This window comes from Cupriavidus basilensis OR16 (genome assembly GCF_000243095.1).
Lineage (GTDB): Bacteria > Pseudomonadota > Gammaproteobacteria > Burkholderiales > Burkholderiaceae > Cupriavidus > Cupriavidus basilensis_D.
Genome location: NZ_AHJE01000083.1, coordinates 1 through 16296 on the forward strand (window position 1 = coordinate 1; position 16296 = coordinate 16296).

11 protein-coding genes and 4 pseudogenes are annotated in these 16296 nt (G+C 65.6%); all 15 read right to left on the reverse strand.

Translation table 11 applies throughout. The annotated features are described in order from the left end of the window. Positions 1-114 precede the first annotated feature (114 nt). The 15 genes and pseudogenes from accD to OR16_RS27415 all read right to left on the reverse strand — a co-directional run bounded on the left by accD (position 115) and on the right by OR16_RS27415 (position 16294). Positions 115-1000, reverse strand: a pseudogene (accD, locus tag OR16_RS27345) (acetyl-CoA carboxylase, carboxyltransferase subunit beta). A gap of 182 nt (positions 1001-1182) precedes the next feature. Beyond that, positions 1183-1980, reverse strand: a complete 798-nt coding sequence (trpA, locus tag OR16_RS27350; RefSeq protein ID WP_006161602.1) for a tryptophan synthase subunit alpha — start codon at positions 1978-1980, stop codon at positions 1183-1185. Positions 1981-1982: 2 nt separating this feature from the next. Continuing rightward, positions 1983-2891 carry a DNA-methyltransferase gene (locus OR16_RS27355; protein WP_006161603.1) on the reverse strand — a complete coding sequence of 303 codons (909 nt, stop codon included), beginning with the start codon at positions 2889-2891 and terminating at the stop codon, positions 1983-1985. Next, positions 2891-4084, reverse strand: a complete 1194-nt coding sequence (gene trpB, locus OR16_RS27360) for a tryptophan synthase subunit beta (protein ID WP_006161604.1) — start codon at positions 4082-4084, stop codon at positions 2891-2893. Before trpB ends, OR16_RS27355 begins: the two co-directional genes overlap by 1 nt. Before the next feature lie 127 nt (positions 4085-4211). Beyond that, positions 4212-4685 (reverse strand): annotated as a pseudogene (locus OR16_RS27365) (phosphoribosylanthranilate isomerase); the annotation flags it as partial. A gap of 33 nt (positions 4686-4718) precedes the next feature. Continuing rightward, positions 4719-5543, reverse strand: a complete 825-nt coding sequence (gene truA, locus OR16_RS27370) for a tRNA pseudouridine(38-40) synthase TruA (protein WP_006161607.1) — start codon at positions 5541-5543, stop codon at positions 4719-4721. Between the two features lie 198 nt (positions 5544-5741). Next, the gene (locus tag OR16_RS27375; RefSeq protein WP_043421356.1) at positions 5742-8573 is read right to left on the reverse strand and encodes a FimV/HubP family polar landmark protein; all 2832 of its coding nucleotides are present in this window, start codon (positions 8571-8573) and stop codon (positions 5742-5744) included. A 327-nt stretch (positions 8574-8900) separates the two neighbouring features. After that, positions 8901-9591, reverse strand: a pseudogene (locus tag OR16_RS27380) (aspartate-semialdehyde dehydrogenase). Between the two features lie 331 nt (positions 9592-9922). Further along, positions 9923-10990: a 3-isopropylmalate dehydrogenase gene (leuB, locus tag OR16_RS27385; RefSeq protein ID WP_006161610.1), complete on the reverse strand. Its 1068-nt coding sequence runs from the start codon at positions 10988-10990 to the stop codon at positions 9923-9925. A gap of 39 nt (positions 10991-11029) precedes the next feature. Next, the gene (gene leuD / locus OR16_RS27390) at positions 11030-11686 is read right to left on the reverse strand and encodes a 3-isopropylmalate dehydratase small subunit (RefSeq protein ID WP_006161611.1); all 657 of its coding nucleotides are present in this window, start codon (positions 11684-11686) and stop codon (positions 11030-11032) included. Between the two features lie 10 nt (positions 11687-11696). Then, entirely contained in the window at positions 11697-11828 is a 132-nt protein-coding gene (locus tag OR16_RS27395) for an entericidin A/B family lipoprotein (RefSeq protein WP_006161612.1), read from the reverse strand. Positions 11829-11844: 16 nt separating this feature from the next. Further along, the gene (leuC, locus tag OR16_RS27400; RefSeq protein ID WP_006161613.1) at positions 11845-13254 is read right to left on the reverse strand and encodes a 3-isopropylmalate dehydratase large subunit; all 1410 of its coding nucleotides are present in this window, start codon (positions 13252-13254) and stop codon (positions 11845-11847) included. A 298-nt stretch (positions 13255-13552) separates the two neighbouring features. After that, positions 13553-14254 (reverse strand): ABC transporter ATP-binding protein, encoded by a 702-nt coding sequence (locus OR16_RS27405; RefSeq protein WP_006161614.1) that lies wholly within the window; start codon positions 14252-14254, stop codon positions 13553-13555. Next, positions 14254-15023 (reverse strand): annotated as a pseudogene (gene livG / locus OR16_RS27410) (high-affinity branched-chain amino acid ABC transporter ATP-binding protein LivG). Before livG ends, OR16_RS27405 begins: the two are co-directional and overlap by 1 nt. Further along, on the reverse strand, positions 15020-16294 hold the full coding sequence (locus tag OR16_RS27415) for a high-affinity branched-chain amino acid ABC transporter permease LivM (protein ID WP_006161616.1): 1275 nt from the start codon (positions 16292-16294) through the stop codon (positions 15020-15022). The pseudogene livG and the gene OR16_RS27415 overlap by 4 nt, the downstream one beginning before the upstream one ends. Positions 16295-16296 lie beyond the last annotated feature (2 nt).

Consider the following 16296-nt stretch of genomic DNA (forward strand, 5'->3'; position numbering starts at 1 on the left):
AGTTGCAGTTGCAGTTGCAGTTGAAGCTGCAGTTACCCCCAACACCCTCCCCATAAAGCGAAAAAGCGCGAACATACCAGTCCGCGCCCAATCGCCATCAACTAGCCCAAACCCTTATGCCACCGCATCCGCCGGCTGCTTCTGCAGCAAAGCCAGCAACTGCGCCAACTCATCGCGCAACCTGCGGCGATCGACAATCATATCGATCGCGCCCTTCTGCAGCAGGAACTCAGCCCGCTGGAAGCCCTCGGGCAGCTTCTCGCGCACGGTCTGCTCGATCACGCGGGGACCGGCAAAGCCGATCAGCGCCTTGGGCTCAGCAATCACCACATCGCCCAGGAACGCAAAACTGGCCGAAAAAACTGGCCGAAACACCACCCATGGTGGGATCGGTCAACACGCTGATGAACGGCAGCTTGGAGTTCGACAGCTGGTTCAGCATGGACGTGGTCTTGGCCATCTGCAGCAGCGACAGCAGGCTTTCCTGCATGCGCGCACCGCCCGTGGCGGTAATGCAGATGAACGGCACCTTCTGCTCCAGCGCCGCCTGAGCGCCGCGCACAAAGCGCTCGCCCACCACCGAGCCCATGGAGCCGCCCATGAATTCGAATTCGAAGCAGCTCACGACCACCGGGATGGTGTGGATGGCACCGCCGATCACGACCATGGCATCGGTCTCGCCGGTATCGTCCATGGCGGTCTTGATGCGGTCCGGATACTTCTTGGTGTCCTTGAACTTCAGCGCGTCGACCGGCAGGATTTCCTGGCCGATCTCATAGCGGCCTTCGGCGTCCAGCAGCCCGTCGAGGCGGGCGCGGGCGCGGATGCGCATATGGTGGTCGCACTTGGGGCAGACGTGAAGGTTGGCCTCGACGTCGGTCCGGTACAACACCGACTCGCACGACGGGCACTTGACCCACAGCCCTTCCGGAATGCCCTTGCGGGTGGAGGGGTCGGTCTGTTGAATCTTGGGAGGGAGGAGTTTATCCAACCAGCTCATGAAAGGCTCCTTTCGGCACATGCGCGGAACATGTCAGGCCGCGAATTTACCATGCCTGCGGTCCGCAGTCCCCGTTCCGCCGGGACGATGCGCCTGTTGCGGCACAACGGTCGTCAAAATCAGTGTTTTTTGCTGCATTCACCGCCCGTGCGTCAACACGGGCGGCGTCGCTTAAATCACAATCAGGCGTCCAGCGCCTGGCGGATTTCCGCGATGAACGACTGCAGCGATTGTACCGCCTGGTCGCGCGGCGCATCTTCCAGCAACTGCACCAGGCGGCTGCCGATCACCACGGCATCGGCCACGCTGCCGATCGTGCGCGCGGTCTGCGCGTCGCGGATGCCGAAGCCCACGCCCACCGGCAAGTTGACATGGCGTTTGATCAGCGGAATGCGGGCGGCCACGCTGTCGAGGTCGATGGTGGCCGAACCGGTCACGCCTTTGAGTGATACGTAGTACAGGTAGCCGCTGGCCAGCTTGGCCACGGCCTCGATACGATCATCGGTGGAGGTCGGCGCCAGCAGGAAGATCGGGTCCATCTCGTTGGCGCGCATCTGCGCGGCGAAGGACTCGCACTCCTCGGGCGGGTAGTCGACCACCAGCACGCCATCGACACCGGCGGCGCGCGCGGCCTTGGTGAAGGTTTCCTCGCCCATGCGCTCGATCGGGTTGGCGTAGCCCATCAGCACCACGGGCGTTGCCGCGTTGGTCTGGCGGAACTCGGCCACCCAGGCCAGCACCTTGGTCAGCGTCACGCCCTGCGCAAGCGCGCGCTCGGAGGCACGCTGGATCACCGGGCCGTCGGCCATCGGGTCGGAGAATGGCACGCCAAGCTCGATCACGTCGGCCCCGCCCGCCACCAGCGCGTGCATCAGCGCGACGGTCAGGCCGGGCTCGGGGTCACCGGCGGTGATGAACGGAATCAGGCCCTTCTTGTTCTGCGCGGCCAGCGCCGCGAAAGTCGTTTTGATTCGGGACATGGTCATTGAGCGAGAGTGGGCAGCGGCGTGGACGAAGCAGCCAGCAGGGGCTCATCGTTCGCGGCTGCGATGTTCAGGGTAGCGGGCGCGGCCTGCGGCGTAGTAATGCATGCCGCGACGCGCGCGCGCGCCACGTCGACATAGTCAGGGTTCATCTCGAAGCCGACGAAGCGGCGCCCGTGCAGCGCGCAAGCTACGGCCGTGGTGCCACTGCCCGTAAAGGGGTCGAGCACCAGCCCGCCCGGCGGACAACTGGCCAGCACCATGCGTTGCACGATATGCAACGGCTTCTGGGTCGGGTGATCGGCACGCTCCGGATCCTGCCTGTGGATGCGCGGCACGCTCCACAGGTCCTTCGGGTTGTAGCCAACCTCCAGCCACTTCTTGCCCTCGAAGCGCGGACGGCTGCGCGCCTTCTTGGTCTCTGCGTCGTACGGCACGCGCACTGGGTCGAGGTCGAAGTAGTAGTCGCGCGCCCGGGCAAAAAAGCCGATGTTGTCGTGCACCGAGGAGTACTTGCGCGTGGTGCCGCCCATGCTCGGCACGCGCCGGTCCCAGATGATCTCGTTGATCATGGTCAGGCGCTGCTTGAGCATCACGAACAGCTCCGGCGAGTATTGCCAGGTGCAGAACAGGTAGAGCGAGGCGCGCGGCGCCAGCTTGGGCACCACCGCATCGATCCAGCTCGCCGACCACTCCAGGTAGGCGTCCCCGGACAGGCGATCGGAGTCGTTGCCGTAGTCCTTGCCCAGGCCGTAAGGCGGATCAGCAACGATCAGATCGATGGAGCCGTCGGCGATGCGCTTGATGCCTTCCAGCATGTCTTCCTGGTAGAGCGTCAGTTGCGGTGCGGCGATGGGCGCGGACGGGGCGCCGCCTTCAGCGGCGCCCGGCGGGAGAAAGTCGCGCATCAGAGGGTCAGTCCCGAACGCTCGGCCACGGTATGCATGTCCTTGTCACCACGGCCGGACAGGTTCACCAGCAGCAGCTTGTCCTTGGGCAGCGTGGGCGCGAGCTTGCAAGCATAGGCAATGGCGTGGCTGGATTCCAGCGCCGGGATGATGCCTTCGATGCGGCAACAGTCGTGGAACGCCTTGAGCGCTTCCTCATCGGTGATGGGGACATACTCGGCGCGGCCGATATCCTTGAGCCATGCGTGCTCAGGCCCGACACCGGGATAGTCCAGGCCGGCGGAGATCGAATGGGTCTCGATGATCTGGCCGTTGGCATCCTGCAGCAGGTAGGTGCGGTTGCCGTGCAGCACGCCTGGCGAGCCGCCGATCAGCGCGGCCGCGTGGCGCCCGGTGTCCAGGCCGTCGCCAGCGGCTTCCACGCCGATCAGGCGCACATCCTTGTGCTCGATGTACGGATAGAAGATACCCATGGCATTGGAGCCGCCGCCCACGCAGGCGATCACGGCATCGGGCTGGCGGCCCGTCATCTCCGGCATCTGCACCTTGGCCTCGTCGCCGATCACGCATTGGAAGTCGCGCACCATCATCGGGTAAGGATGGGGGCCAGCCACGGTGCCGATGATGTAGAAGGTGTTCTCGACGTTGGTGACCCAGTCGCGCATGGCTTCGTTGAGCGCGTCCTTGAGGGTCTTGGAGCCGCTTTCCACCGGCACCACGGTGGCGCCCAGCAGCTTCATGCGATAGACGTTGGCGGCCTGGCGCTTGACGTCTTCCGAGCCCATGTAGACCACGCACTCCATGCCGAAACGCGCGGCGATGGTGGCGGTGGCCACGCCGTGCTGGCCGGCACCGGTCTCGGCGATCACGCGGGGCTTGCCCATGCGCTTGGCCAGCAGTGCCTGGCCGATCACGTTATTGATCTTGTGGGCACCGGTGTGGTTCAGGTCTTCGCGCTTGAGATAGATCTGCGCGCCGCCGAGCATCTCGCTCCAGCGCTGCGCGTGATAGATCGGCGACGGGCGGCCGACGAAATGCTTCAGCTCGCGGCGGTACTCCGCGTCGAACTCCGGGTCCTTCTGGAAGTGCGCATAGGCTTCGCGCAGTTCGTCCAGTGCGTGCACCAGGGTCTCGGAAACAAAGGAACCACCATAGGGGCCGAAATGGCCACGGGAATCGGGCAGGTCGTACATGAGTCAGCTCTTCTGAACAGGGCCCTTGCCTTTCTGGCAGGGGCTCGATGACGTTAGGGTCGTGCGCAGGGCAGGTGCGGTTTGCGGGGGATAGGCGGGAGGCCGGGTGCCTGGACGGCAACCTGGCTCACCCGGCATCCGCGCTGCGCACCGCGCGCACGAAGGCGGCAATCCTGGCGTGGTCTTTCACGCCTTTGGCAGCCTCCACGCCGCTGCTTACATCGACAGCGTAGGGCCGCACGCGCTCAATCGCGCCAGCGACGTTTTGCGCGTTCAACCCACCACTCAAAACGATCCGAGGAGCGGCGCTTGCGGTCGGGTTGTGGGTGGGCGGAAGCCATGCCGGGGGTATCAGGGTCCAGTCGAAGACGTGCCCGCCACCGCCGTAGCCTTCGACGAAGGCATCAAGCAGCAAGGCAGCGGCATCACGATGCAGATCCGCGAATTCTACCAAATCGAGGCCCGGCTGCACGCGTGCCGCGCGCAGAAACGGCAGCCGGCAGCGCTGGGCCACCAGGGTGCAGTCCTCGGGCCGCTCGTCGCCATGGAATTGCAGTAGCGTAAGCGGCACACGCTCCACCACGTGGGCAATGTGATCGGCCTTGACGCGGGTGCGGCGCGGCGCGCTGCCGCTTCAGGCAACTGGGTCATTGGCAAACACTCCATGGAACAGGCTGGCGGCTGTGTCGGCGGCCGGGATCTGGTACTGCTCAGGATACTTCACCCCGGCCAGGTACAGGCCGTCGGGCATGAAAGTGGGCGCTGCCTTGGCGCGGCTACGCCCGGCCAGCACCTCGGCCAGCCACTCCGGCGGGTTGCGTCCCCGCCCTACCGCCACCAGGCAACCCATCAGGTTGCGCACCATGTGGTGCAGGAAAGCGCTGGCGCGAAAACGCACGAACACCCAGTCGCCGTCAGCCTTGAGGGTGATGTCGTACATCGTCTTGACGGGCGACTTCGCCTGGCACTCAGCGGCACGGAAGGCCGAGAAATCGTGCTCGCCCAGCAGGCAGGCTGCGGCCGCGCGCATGGCGTCCACGTCCAGGCCCTTGCCCGGCGGCAGCATCAGGTAGCCCGCCCTGCCGTGCACCAGCGGCACCCGGTGCGGGCCGGCGTAGAGCGCGTAGTAATACATGCGTTCGAAGGCCAGGAAACGCGCATGGAAGCTATCGTCCACCGGCTTGGCCCATTGCAGCGAAATGCTGGGTGGCAGGAAGGCATTGACGCCGCGCACCCACGAGAACGGCTCCCGCGTCAGGTGGGTGTCGATGTGGATCACCTGGCCGAGCGCGTGCACGCCAGTATCGGTGCGGCCCGCCACCGTGGTCTGCACGCGGCTGCCGGCGAACTGCCCGATCGCGTCCTCGAGCCGGTCCTGCACCGTATTGCGGTGCGGTTGCGACTGCCAGCCGGAAAAGGCGGCACCGTCATAGTGGAGGCCGAGGGCAATGCGGGTCATGAGGCGGAAATTGACGATATAACGGGAGCTAGCGGAAACGGCGCGGCGCCAACGAAAAACGCCCGATTACCGGCCCGCAAAAAACAAATGCGCCGGGAGCCAGGCTCCCAGCGCATTGGCGGCGAGCTGCCGGGCGCATCGCTTGCGCACAGCCCGCCATTCTACAGCTTGCTTGTCAGCCCGCCTGCAGGCTGCCGGTCAGGCCACGTCCCGCAGCAAAGACTTGGCTTCGGTCAGCAGGGGATCCTGCGACTGCTCCACCACTTCCTGCAGCAACTCCCGCGCGCCTTCCTTGTCGCCGATCTCGATATAGGCACGGGCCAGATCGAACTTGATCTGCATGTCGCGGCCACCATCGGCGGATTCGGCCGACAGCGTGCTCGGCGAGATGCCGCGCGCCGTATCCAGCCCGCTTTCCGCGCTCACGCGCGACAGGTCGATCGGCTCGGACAGCTTGCCATCGCGCAGCATGGTCGGCGCCGGCAGGGATGCGCCGAACGAGGAACTGGCCTCGTCATGCGCTTGCGCCAGCCTGTCGGCGTGCGCGTCGGCATGACCCACCGGATTCAGATCCAGCGAGATACCGGACATATCGAAGTCCAGCGGACGGCTACGCGTAGGCGTATCCAGTGCCGGCACCTCGTCATGACCACCGATGCCATGCGTCTCGGGCAGATCCAGGCCAAGGCCATCGTCCAGGCGCGTGGCAAGCGCCGAAGGCACCGCCTCGCCATTGCCGAACACGCGCGACGCGGACTCGGGCGCGGTGATCGGCGCACCGGCTGCCGGTGCGGGGAACCCATCCAGCGGAAGCGCAAAATCTGCCAGGTCCGCCAGCGGGGTTTCGCGCGGTGCCGCCGCCAAGTCTTGCGACGGATCGTGGGTGCGCCACTGATCGGCTGGCAAGGTGGTGGTGTCAAGCGACGCGACATCGGGCGCCACACTCAAATACAAGGCATTGCCCGGATCGAGGCTACGCCCCATCTCCGTTGCCTGTGCCCACTCCGCCCCGTGTCCTCCAGTCTGGGCGAACATTTCTTCTGCAATCACGCGAAAACCTTCCACATCCTGACGAGTGTTGTAAATCTCCATGAGCTTCAGGCGGATCGCCTGGCGCTCAGGGTTTTGCTGCAGGGCTTCGCGCAGGATTTCCTCGGCCTGCACATCGCGCCCGTAGGCGATATAGACATCGGCCTCGGCGATCGGATCGACCTCGTTGGCTTCCGCGGCGTTGTTGCCAATGCGGAAATCGGCACCGAACACACTGTGCTGCGAGGTGTCGACGCTCTGCCCACCCGCGGTGCCGAACAGCGAATTGCCGCCGGCCATGACGGTGCTTTCCTGCGACAGGATGCTATCCCCGAAGGCCGCGCCGTCGCTGGTCTTCTGTTGCTGGCGCCGGCGATAGATCGCGTAGCCGCCCAGCAGGGCAATCAACAGCCCTCCGCCAGGCAACAGCATGGGATTGGCCAGCAGGTCTTCTATGAACGACGGCTGGGCCACGGGCGCGGGCTGCGTCACAAGCGGCGGGCGCTTGGCGGCAGGCGCGGAAGCGGCGGCAGGCTTGGCCGTGGCAGCCACGGCGTCCGCGGCATTCGCGCTGGCACCACTGGCGCCCACCGAGGCCGCAGGCGCCGAAGCCGGGGACGCTGCCGCCGCCGTTGCCGCGCTGGCTTCGGCACTGGCCGCTGCCGGGGCCGGCACGGCTGCGTCGGCCTTGGCGGCCTCGGCCGGCACCACCGCAGGCGCCGCGGCCGAATCCTTGCCCGTGCCCTTTTGTGCCTGGGCCAGCTTGGCGATCTCGGCGTTCTTCAGCTCGACCAGCCGCTGCATGTCGCCCACGTTTTTCTCAAGCTGCGCGAGGCGTGCCTCGGCTTCCTTGAGCTGCCGTTCCTTGGCGATAGTGGCTTCGGCTGCAGCAGCGGCGGCGGCCTGGCTGCCGCGATCGGGCTTGCTGAGCTTGAGCTCGTCGCGCGGGCCGGCGGCCGGTGCGGCCTGCTCCTGCACGCGCGCGGTGACGTTGCCCGACTGCTCGCGGCCGCTGCCGGCCTCGACCGAGCGGCCCGCGGCCGCCGTAGCCAGTCGGCTTCGGTAGGCGTCAAAGCCCTGCGTGCGTGCCACCACCTCGCGACGTGCCGCGCGGGGGGTGACCGATTGTGCTTCTTGCTGGCTAGGCACCTTGAGCACGGCGCCCGCCTTGAGGCGGTTCATATTGCCGCCGACGAAGGCATTCGGATTGTTGCGATAAAGCGCGACCAGCATCTGGTCCAGCGATACCGAATCCTGGCCCTGGGACGCCTCGCCGGCAATGGCGGAGAGGTTGTCGCCGCGCTGCACGGTGTAGGTGCCGCCAGCCGCGGCTGCGCCGTCGGCCGAAGCCTGCGTGGCGGCGCGGTGCGGACGCGGCGCCGGCGCCTTGGCCTGGGGCCGCGGCGCTGGGCTGGCCGCCACGGGAGGCGGGGCCTGCACTGACGGAGCGGGCACGGGCGCGGCGCTTGGCGCGGGCGCCGCCGGGCTGGTGGCGCCGGATTCGTCGGGAGTGCCCGCCTGCACTACCGTGGCAGGCGAGAAAGTCTGGTTGGAAGGCTTGGCCCCTGCAGGATCCAGCAGGAAGGTATATGCGCGCGACACCTTGCCGCTCGCCCATGTCATGTCGACCAGGATGTCGACAAAGGGCTCGCTGAGCGGCTGGGTTGACCGGACCCGTGCCACATAGCTCCCATTGGGGCGGCGCTCGACCTGCAGCCGCAGGCTGCTGACCGCCGGCAGATACGTCAGGCCGGCCTTGGCATAGGCATCGGGCGACGCCAGCTTGACGGCCAGGCCGTCCGCTTCTTCCGCACTGACGCCACTAATATCGATTTCCGCTTGCAGCGGCTGACCCAGATTCGACTGTACCCGCAATTGCCCGAACCCCGCGGCATACACGGCCGGCTGCGCGAGCAGCAAACCGAGTGCCGTGAAGGCCAGCGTTGACCAGCGCTGGCGGGCGGTAGGCGCATCTTTCCGGCGATGTTGGCTCACACTCACCTTGTGCTCCGTTGTGTTCTAGTAGTGAAATTAACTTAACATCAATGGTTTAGCGCAGCAAGTTAGCGTCCCGACTGAGCCCTGCGCCAACTCGTACGGACGTGCGGATAACCGCCCCGCAGCCCGGCATATGCCGCCTGTATTGTGACGCAACGCCAGGAAAAATAGGCGGCCGGGCGTGACAACGCCGCGCACAGGCGCGGCGTTGTCATCAAAGCCGGGGGTTTCTGTTGCCTTGCTGCAACGAATCCCCGGATGCCTTGCGTGGAGCCTTAAGACATGGGCCAAGACATGACTCAAGGACTCCTTGGGGAGCAAGTCCCTGGCTCAGGTCTCGATCAGGATGCGCAGCATACGGCGCAGGGGCTCGGCGGCGCCCCACAGCAGCTGGTCGCCGACAGTGAAGGCCGAGAGATATTCCCCACCCATTTGCATCTTGCGCAGGCGCCCCACCGGAATGGTCAGGGTGCCGGTCACGGCGGCCGGCGTAAGGCCGGTCATGCTGGCCTCACGGGTATTCGGCACAACCTTGGCCCACTGGTTGTTCTCGGCCAGCATGCCCTCGATTTCATCGAGCGGCACGTCGCGGCGCAGCTTGATGGTCAGCGCCTGCGAATGGCAGCGCATGGCGCCAATGCGCACGCACAGGCCATCGACGGCGATCGGCGCGGCGCCGGTCGCGCCCAGGAAGCCTTCGCCGCGGCCCAGGATCTTGTTGGTCTCCGCGCCGGCCTTCCACTCTTCCTTCGACACGCCGTTGCCCAGGTCCTTGTCAATCCAGGGAATCAGGTTGCCGGCGAGCGGCACGCCAAACTGCTTGGTTTCGTCGGCCGACAGGCCATGCTGGGTCGCCAGGATGGTACGGTCGATTTCCAGGATGGCCGGCCGGGGCCTGGCCGCCAGCGTTGGACGTGCTGAAGAATACGGGCTCGATATGGTCGAAATCGCGCTCTTCCTGCATGCGTTGCATCAGGACGCTACCGACCATTCCTCGCCAGCCGACGAGACCTACAATCATGACTAACCTCGGATGTGATTTGAACTTCCCCGCGCTTTCCTCGCCCGACGTGACTGCGCGGGGAAGACGAGCAGGCACGACGAACGATCTAGCCGATCGTTTTGGTAATAATGGTTTTAATCGTCGTTGCGATAAGCGGGTGGCCGTGCGAACCCAGGCCAACCGGGCTGCGGGTAGCAACCGGGGCGGCGATGGCAGTAGACGAGGACCACGGAAAGATTCGGACCATCCGCAAAGTCTACACGATTTTGTGGCGCTGCCACACGGGGGAAATCGGGGACAAATTAAAGAAAAGGCGCCGCATGCGGCGCCTTTTCAACTTTAATGCGGCCTACAGTGCCGCGAGCACGGCCTCGCCCATTTCGCGCGTGCCGACTTGCTTGCAGCCCGGCGTCAGGATGTCGCCGGTGCGGTAACCCTGGGCCAGCACCTTCTTGACGGCGTTCTCGATGCGGTCGGCCTGTTCGGCGCGGTTCAGCGAGAAACGCAGCATCATCGCCGCCGACAGGATGGTAGCCAGCGGATTGGCCACGCCCTTGCCGGCGATGTCCGGCGCCGAACCGTGCGACGGTTCATACAGGCCCTTGTTGTTGGCATCCAGCGAAGCCGACGGCAGCATGCCGATCGAGCCCGTCAGCATGGCGGCCTCATCCGACAGGATGTCACCGAACATGTTGCCGGTGACGATCACGTCGAAGCTCTTCGGCGCCTTGATCAGCTGCATGGCCGCATTGTCCACGTACATGTGCGACAGCTCGACCTCCGGATACTCCTTGTGCACGTCGATCACGACGTCTTTCCAGAACTGGAAGGTCTCGAGCACGTTGGCCTTGTCCACGCTGCACAGCTTCTTGCCGCGCTTGGCCGCGGCCTGGAAAGCCACGTGGGCGATGCGGCGGATTTCCGGCTCGCTGTAGCGCATGGTGTCGAAGCCTTCGCGCGCGCCCTTGAAGGGGCCGTCCGGCGCTTCGCGCATGCCGCGCGGCTGGCCGAAGTAGATGTCGCCGTTCAGCTCGCGCACGATCAGGATGTCCAGGCCTGCCACCAGCTCGGGCTTCAGGCTGGACGCGCCGGTCAGCTCCGGATAGCAGATCGCCGGACGGAAGTTGGCGAACAGCTGCAGGTGCTTGCGCAGGCCAAGGATGGCCTGCTCGGGGCGCAGCGGACGATCCAGCTTGTCGTACTTCCAGTCGCCCACGGCGCCAAACAGGATGGCGTCGGCTTCCTGGGCAAGCTTGAGCGTGGCGTCGGGCAGCGGATGGCCGCTTGCCTCGTAGCCGGCGCCGCCCACCGGGGCGGTTTCCATCTCGAATTTTTCATCGAGCGCGTTCAGGACCTTGACGGCCTCCGCGATGATCTCGGGGCCAATGCCGTCACCCGGCAGGACTGCGATTTTCATGCTTTGTCTTCCTTGTTTTGTCTCAGCGTACCGCCGGCTTCAGCCGACCACGCGGTTGTTCAGCCACGGCATCCTGGCCACGCGCTCTGCTTCATAAGCCTTGATCTTGTCGGCATGGCGCAGGGACAGGGCGATATCGTCAAAACCGTTGAGCATGCAGTACTTGCGGAACGGCGCGATGTCGAACGCATAGCTGTCGCCGCCCGGCGTGACCACCAGTTGCTTATCGAGATCGATCGTCAGCTTGTAGCCGTTGAACGCATTGGTCTCGTTGAAAATATGGTCGTGGTCGACCTGCAGCTCGGTCAGCACCACCGGCAGCAGGCCGTTCTTGTAGCAGTTGTTGAAGAAGATGTCGGCAAAGCTCGGCGCGATGACAGCGCGAAAGCCGTATTGCGTCAGCGCCCAGGGCGCGTGCTCGCGCGAGCTGCCGCAGCCGAAGTTGCGGCGGGCCAGCAGGATCGAGCCGCCTTGGTAGCGCGGCTGGTTGAGCACGAAATCCGGGTTGAGCGGACGGCTGCTGTTGTCCTGGCCGGGCTGGCCCACGTCCTTGTAGCGCCATTCGTCGAACAGGTTGGGGCCGAAGCCGGTGCGCTTGATCGACTTGAGGAATTGCTTCGGGATGATCGCGTCGGTGTCGACGTTCTCGCGGTCCAGGGGCACCGTGAGCCCGCTGTGTACAGTGAACTTATCCATGGTCGGTTCCTTACTTCTTTGCCGCGCTTTCGAGCGAGCGGCCTGCGGCCTGCGTGTCCTTGCCAAGGCCGGCCATCGTATGGCAGCCGGCCAGTTGCAGCATGCCCAGGCATGCGAGCAACACGATCAGGGCTTGTTTCATGATGAGCCTGCGCGAATTAGCCGAGCTGGCGGATATCGACGAAGTGGCCTTCGATGGCAGCCGCGGCCGCCATCGCCGGGCTCACCAGATGAGTCCGGCCACCCGCGCCCTGGCGCCCTTCGAAGTTGCGATTCGAAGTGGACGCGCAGCGCTCGCCGGCTTCCAGGCGGTCGGCATTCATGGCCAGGCACATCGAGCAGCCCGGCTCGCGCCATTCGAAGCCGGCGGCCTTGAAGACCTTGTCCAGCCCTTCGCGCTCGGCTTGCTCCTTGACCAGGCCCGAGCCCGGCACCACCATCGCCAGCTTCACGTTGCTTGCCACACGCCGCCCCAGCTTTTGCACGACCCACGCCGCGGCGCGCATGTCTTCGATGCGGGAGTTGGTGCAGGAACCGATAAAGACCTTGTCGATCTTGATGCTGTCCACCGGCACGTTGGGCTGCAGGCCCATGTACTCCAGCGCGCGCTCCATGGCGTTGCGCTTGTTCGGGTCTTTTTCCTTCTCGGGATCCGGCACGCGGTCCTCGATGCTGACGACCATCTCGGGCGAGGTGCCCCAGGTCACCTGCGGACGGACCTCTTCCGCGCGCAGCTCGACCACCAGGTCGAAGTGCGCACCGGCGTCCGAATGCAGCGTGCGCCAGTAGCCCACGGCCTGCTCCCACTCCACGCCTTGTGGCGAGAACGGGCGGCCCTTGACGTATTCGAGCGTGACATCGTCCACCGCCACCAGGCCCGCGCGCGCGCCGGCCTCGATGGCCATGTTGCACACCGTCATGCGCCCTTCCATGCTCAGGTCGCGAATGGCCGAGCCAGCGAATTCGATGGTGTAGCCGGTGCCGCCCGCGGTGCCGATCTTGCCGATCACGGCCAGCACGATGTCCTTGGCGGTGCAGCCGCGCGGCAGCTTGCCTTCCACGCGCACCAGCATGTTCTTGGCCTTCTTGCCCAGCAGCGTCTGCGTGGCCAGCACGTGCTCCACTTCGGAGGTGCCGATGCCGTGCGCCAGCGCGCCGAACGCGCCGTGCGTGCTGGTATGCGAGTCGCCGCAGACCACCGTCATGCCCGGCAGCGTGGCGCCCTGCTCCGGCCCGATCACGTGCACGATGCCCTGGCGCAGGTCGTTCATCTTGAACTGGGTGATGCCGTACGCATCGCAGTTGTTGTCCAGCGTATCCACCTGCAGCTTCGACACCGGATCGGCGATGCCCTGGCTACGATCAGTGGTCGGCACGTTGTGGTCCGACACCGCCAGGTTGGCGCTGATGCGCCAGACCGGCCGCTGCGCCAGCTTCAGCCCTTCGAACGCCTGCGGGCTGGTGACTTCGTGCAGCAGGTGGCGATCGATGTACAGCATCGTGGTGCCGTCATCCTCGACGTGCACGGTGTGGTCATCCCAAAGTTTGTCGTAAAGCGTCTTGGCCATGATGCAGGGGGGGCGGGCCGGGACCGTTTGATACAGCACGGTTGGCGGCGTCGCGCGGTAGTTTGGGGGATTTTTCGCAGGAATGCGGGCAATGCAATGCGGCTTGCTGCGATGCTTGACTTCACAATCGATTATGCCACAGCGATAGCGCGCGACTGGGCCGTGCCCGGGCCGCGCGGCGCTGGAAATGTAATGTGATTGGCGAAAGGGGGATTTCGCCGATGGCGAAAAGGGGGACGTGCCGGGGATGGCTTGCACCCCCGGTTCGCCCCCTTCCGGGGGCGAACCGGGGCGGGGTTTAGCCGCCCAGGTAAGCGCTCTTGATACGATCGTTGGCCAGCAGGTTGGCGCCGGTGTCCGCCAGCACCACGCGGCCGGTTTCCAGCACGTAGCCGCGATCCGCCACGCCCAGCGCCTTGTTGGCGTTCTGCTCGACCAGGAACACTGTGACGCCTTCGTCACGAATGGTCCGGATGATGTCGAAGATCTGCGCGATCACCAGGGGCGCCAGGCCGAGCGTAGGCTCGTCCAGCAACAGCAGGCGGGGCCGGCTCATCAGCGCGCGGCCGATCGCCAGCATCTGCTGCTCGCCACCGGACATGGTGCCGGCGCGTTGCGTGGAGCGCTGTTTCAGGCGTGGAAAGAGCTTGTAGACGTGCTCGATGCCCGCCTCGATCTCGTCGCGCTTGCCAAAGAAGGCACCCATCTTCAGGTTTTCCAGCACCGTCAGGCTGGGAAACACGCGCCGCCCTTCCGGCGAGATCGCCATGCCCAGCCGCATGATCTCGTGCGTGGGACGCCGGGTGATGTCCTGGCCTTCGAACATCACGCGCCCGCTTGACGCGCGCGGCGAGCCGCACACGGTCATCATCAGCGTGGTCTTGCCGGCACCGTTGCTGCCGATGAGCGTGACGATCTCGCCCTTGTTCACTTCAATCGATACGCCAGACAGCGCTTCGATCGCGCCGTAATGGGTATGGACCTGTTCCAGCTTCAGCATCAGTCCTCTCCCAGGTAAGCCTTGATCACGCGCGGGTCGTTGCGCACTTCGGCCGGTTTGCCGACCACGATCGGGCGCCCCCCAGGATGCGGTCGGACACGCCCATCACCAGGCTCATGTCGTGCTCGATCAGCAGCACCGAGATCTTGAACTCGCGCCGCAGCTGGTCGATCAGTTGCGACAGTTCCACCTTTTCCTGCGGGTTGAGGCCCGCAGCCGGCTCGTCGAGCATCAGCAGGCGCGGGTTGGTGATCATGCAGCGCGCGATCTCCAGCCGGCGCTGGTGGCCGTACGACAGCGTGCCCGCCTCGCGGTTGGCAACGCCGCGCAAGCCCATGCGCTCGAGCCACAGCGCGGCGCGCTCCAGCGCCTCGCGCTCAGCACGGCGGTAAGCCGGCGTGGCAAACAGCCCGCGCAACAGGCCGGAGCGCACCTGCAGGTGCTGCGCCACCAGCAGGTTCTCGACCACGGTCAGTTGCTTGAACAGGCGGATGTTCTGGAACGTGCGCACCAGGCCGCGGCGCGCTACCTGGTGGCTCGGCAGGCGGGCGATCGAATGCCCGTCCAGCATGACCTCGCCGGCGGTGGGCTTGTAGAAGCCGCCCACGCAGTTGAACACCGTGGTCTTGCCCGCGCCGTTGGGCCCGATGATGGCAAAGACTTCGTCGCGGCGCACATCGAAATCGATGCCGTCGACCGCCAGCAGGCCGCCGAAGCGCATCTGCAGGCCGGAGACTTTCAGCAGTTCCGCTGATTGAACTTGGCTCATTGCGGCAACTCCACATGGGGGCGGCTCGCGGGCAGCAGGCCCTGCGGACGCCACATCATCATCAGCACCATCACCAGGCCGAAAATCAGCATGCGGTACTCAGCGAAACCACGCGCCACCTCCGGCAGCGCGGTCAGCAAGATAGCGGCCAGGATCACGCCCAGCTGCGAGCCCATGCCGCCCAGCACCACCACCGCCAGGATCAGTGCGGACTCGATGAAGGTGAACGATTCGGGATTGACCAGGCCCTGGCGCGCGGCGAAGAACGCACCACCCAGGCCGGCGAAGGCCGCGCCCAGCGTGAACGCCGACAGCTTGATGCGGGTCGGGTTCAGGCCCAGCGAACGGCAGGCGATCTCGTCCTCGCGCAGGGCTTCCCACGCGCGCCCCATCGGCATGCGGATCAGCCGGCTGGTGACGAACAGCGTGAAGCCCACCAGCAGCAGCGCCAGCAGGTAGAGGAAGATCACCATGTGCTCGCCGCTGTAGTCCCAGCCCAGCAGTTCGTGGAAGGTCTTGACGCCCTCCACGCTGGCGCTGCGCGCCATCTCGATGCCGAACACGGTCGGCTTCGGGATGCCCGACACGCCATCCGGGCCGCCGGTCAGGCTGGTCAGGTTGTTAAGCAGCAGGCGGATGATCTCGCCAAAGCCCAGCGTGACGATGGCGAGATAGTCGCCGCGCAGGCGCAGCACCGGGAAGCCCAGCACGAAGCCGAAGGCCGCCGACATGCACGCGGCGATCGGCAGGCATTCCCAGAAGCTCAGGCCGAAGTACTGGTTGAGCAGCGCGTAGGTATAGCCGCCGACCGCATAGAAGCCGACATAGCCCAGGTCGAGCAGGCCGGCATAGCCCACCACGATATTCAAGCCCAGCCCAAGGATCACGTAGATCAGCGCCAGCGTGGCTACGTCCACCGCGCCGCGCGAGCCGAAGAATGGGAACACCAGGCCAACCGCCAGCAGCAGCCAGATCACCTTGCGCTGCTGGGTGTTGCCCAGCGCCGGCAGGCTCGGCATCTTGACGCCGGCCGTGGCGCGCAGGAACAGCGGCTTGAAGAGCTGGAACAGGAAGACCGCGCCCACTGCCAGCCACACCGGCTTCCAGTGCGGCTCGAGCACGACCTTGTAGCCATCGAGCTTGAGCTGCAGGCCAAGCACGGGAATGGTCAGGATGGCCGTCATCACGGCCGCGACGATGGCGTTCTTCAGGCTCTGCCCCGCGGGAGCGCCTTGCGCCACGCCGATCGGCGTAGAAATAGCTTGTGTCATAG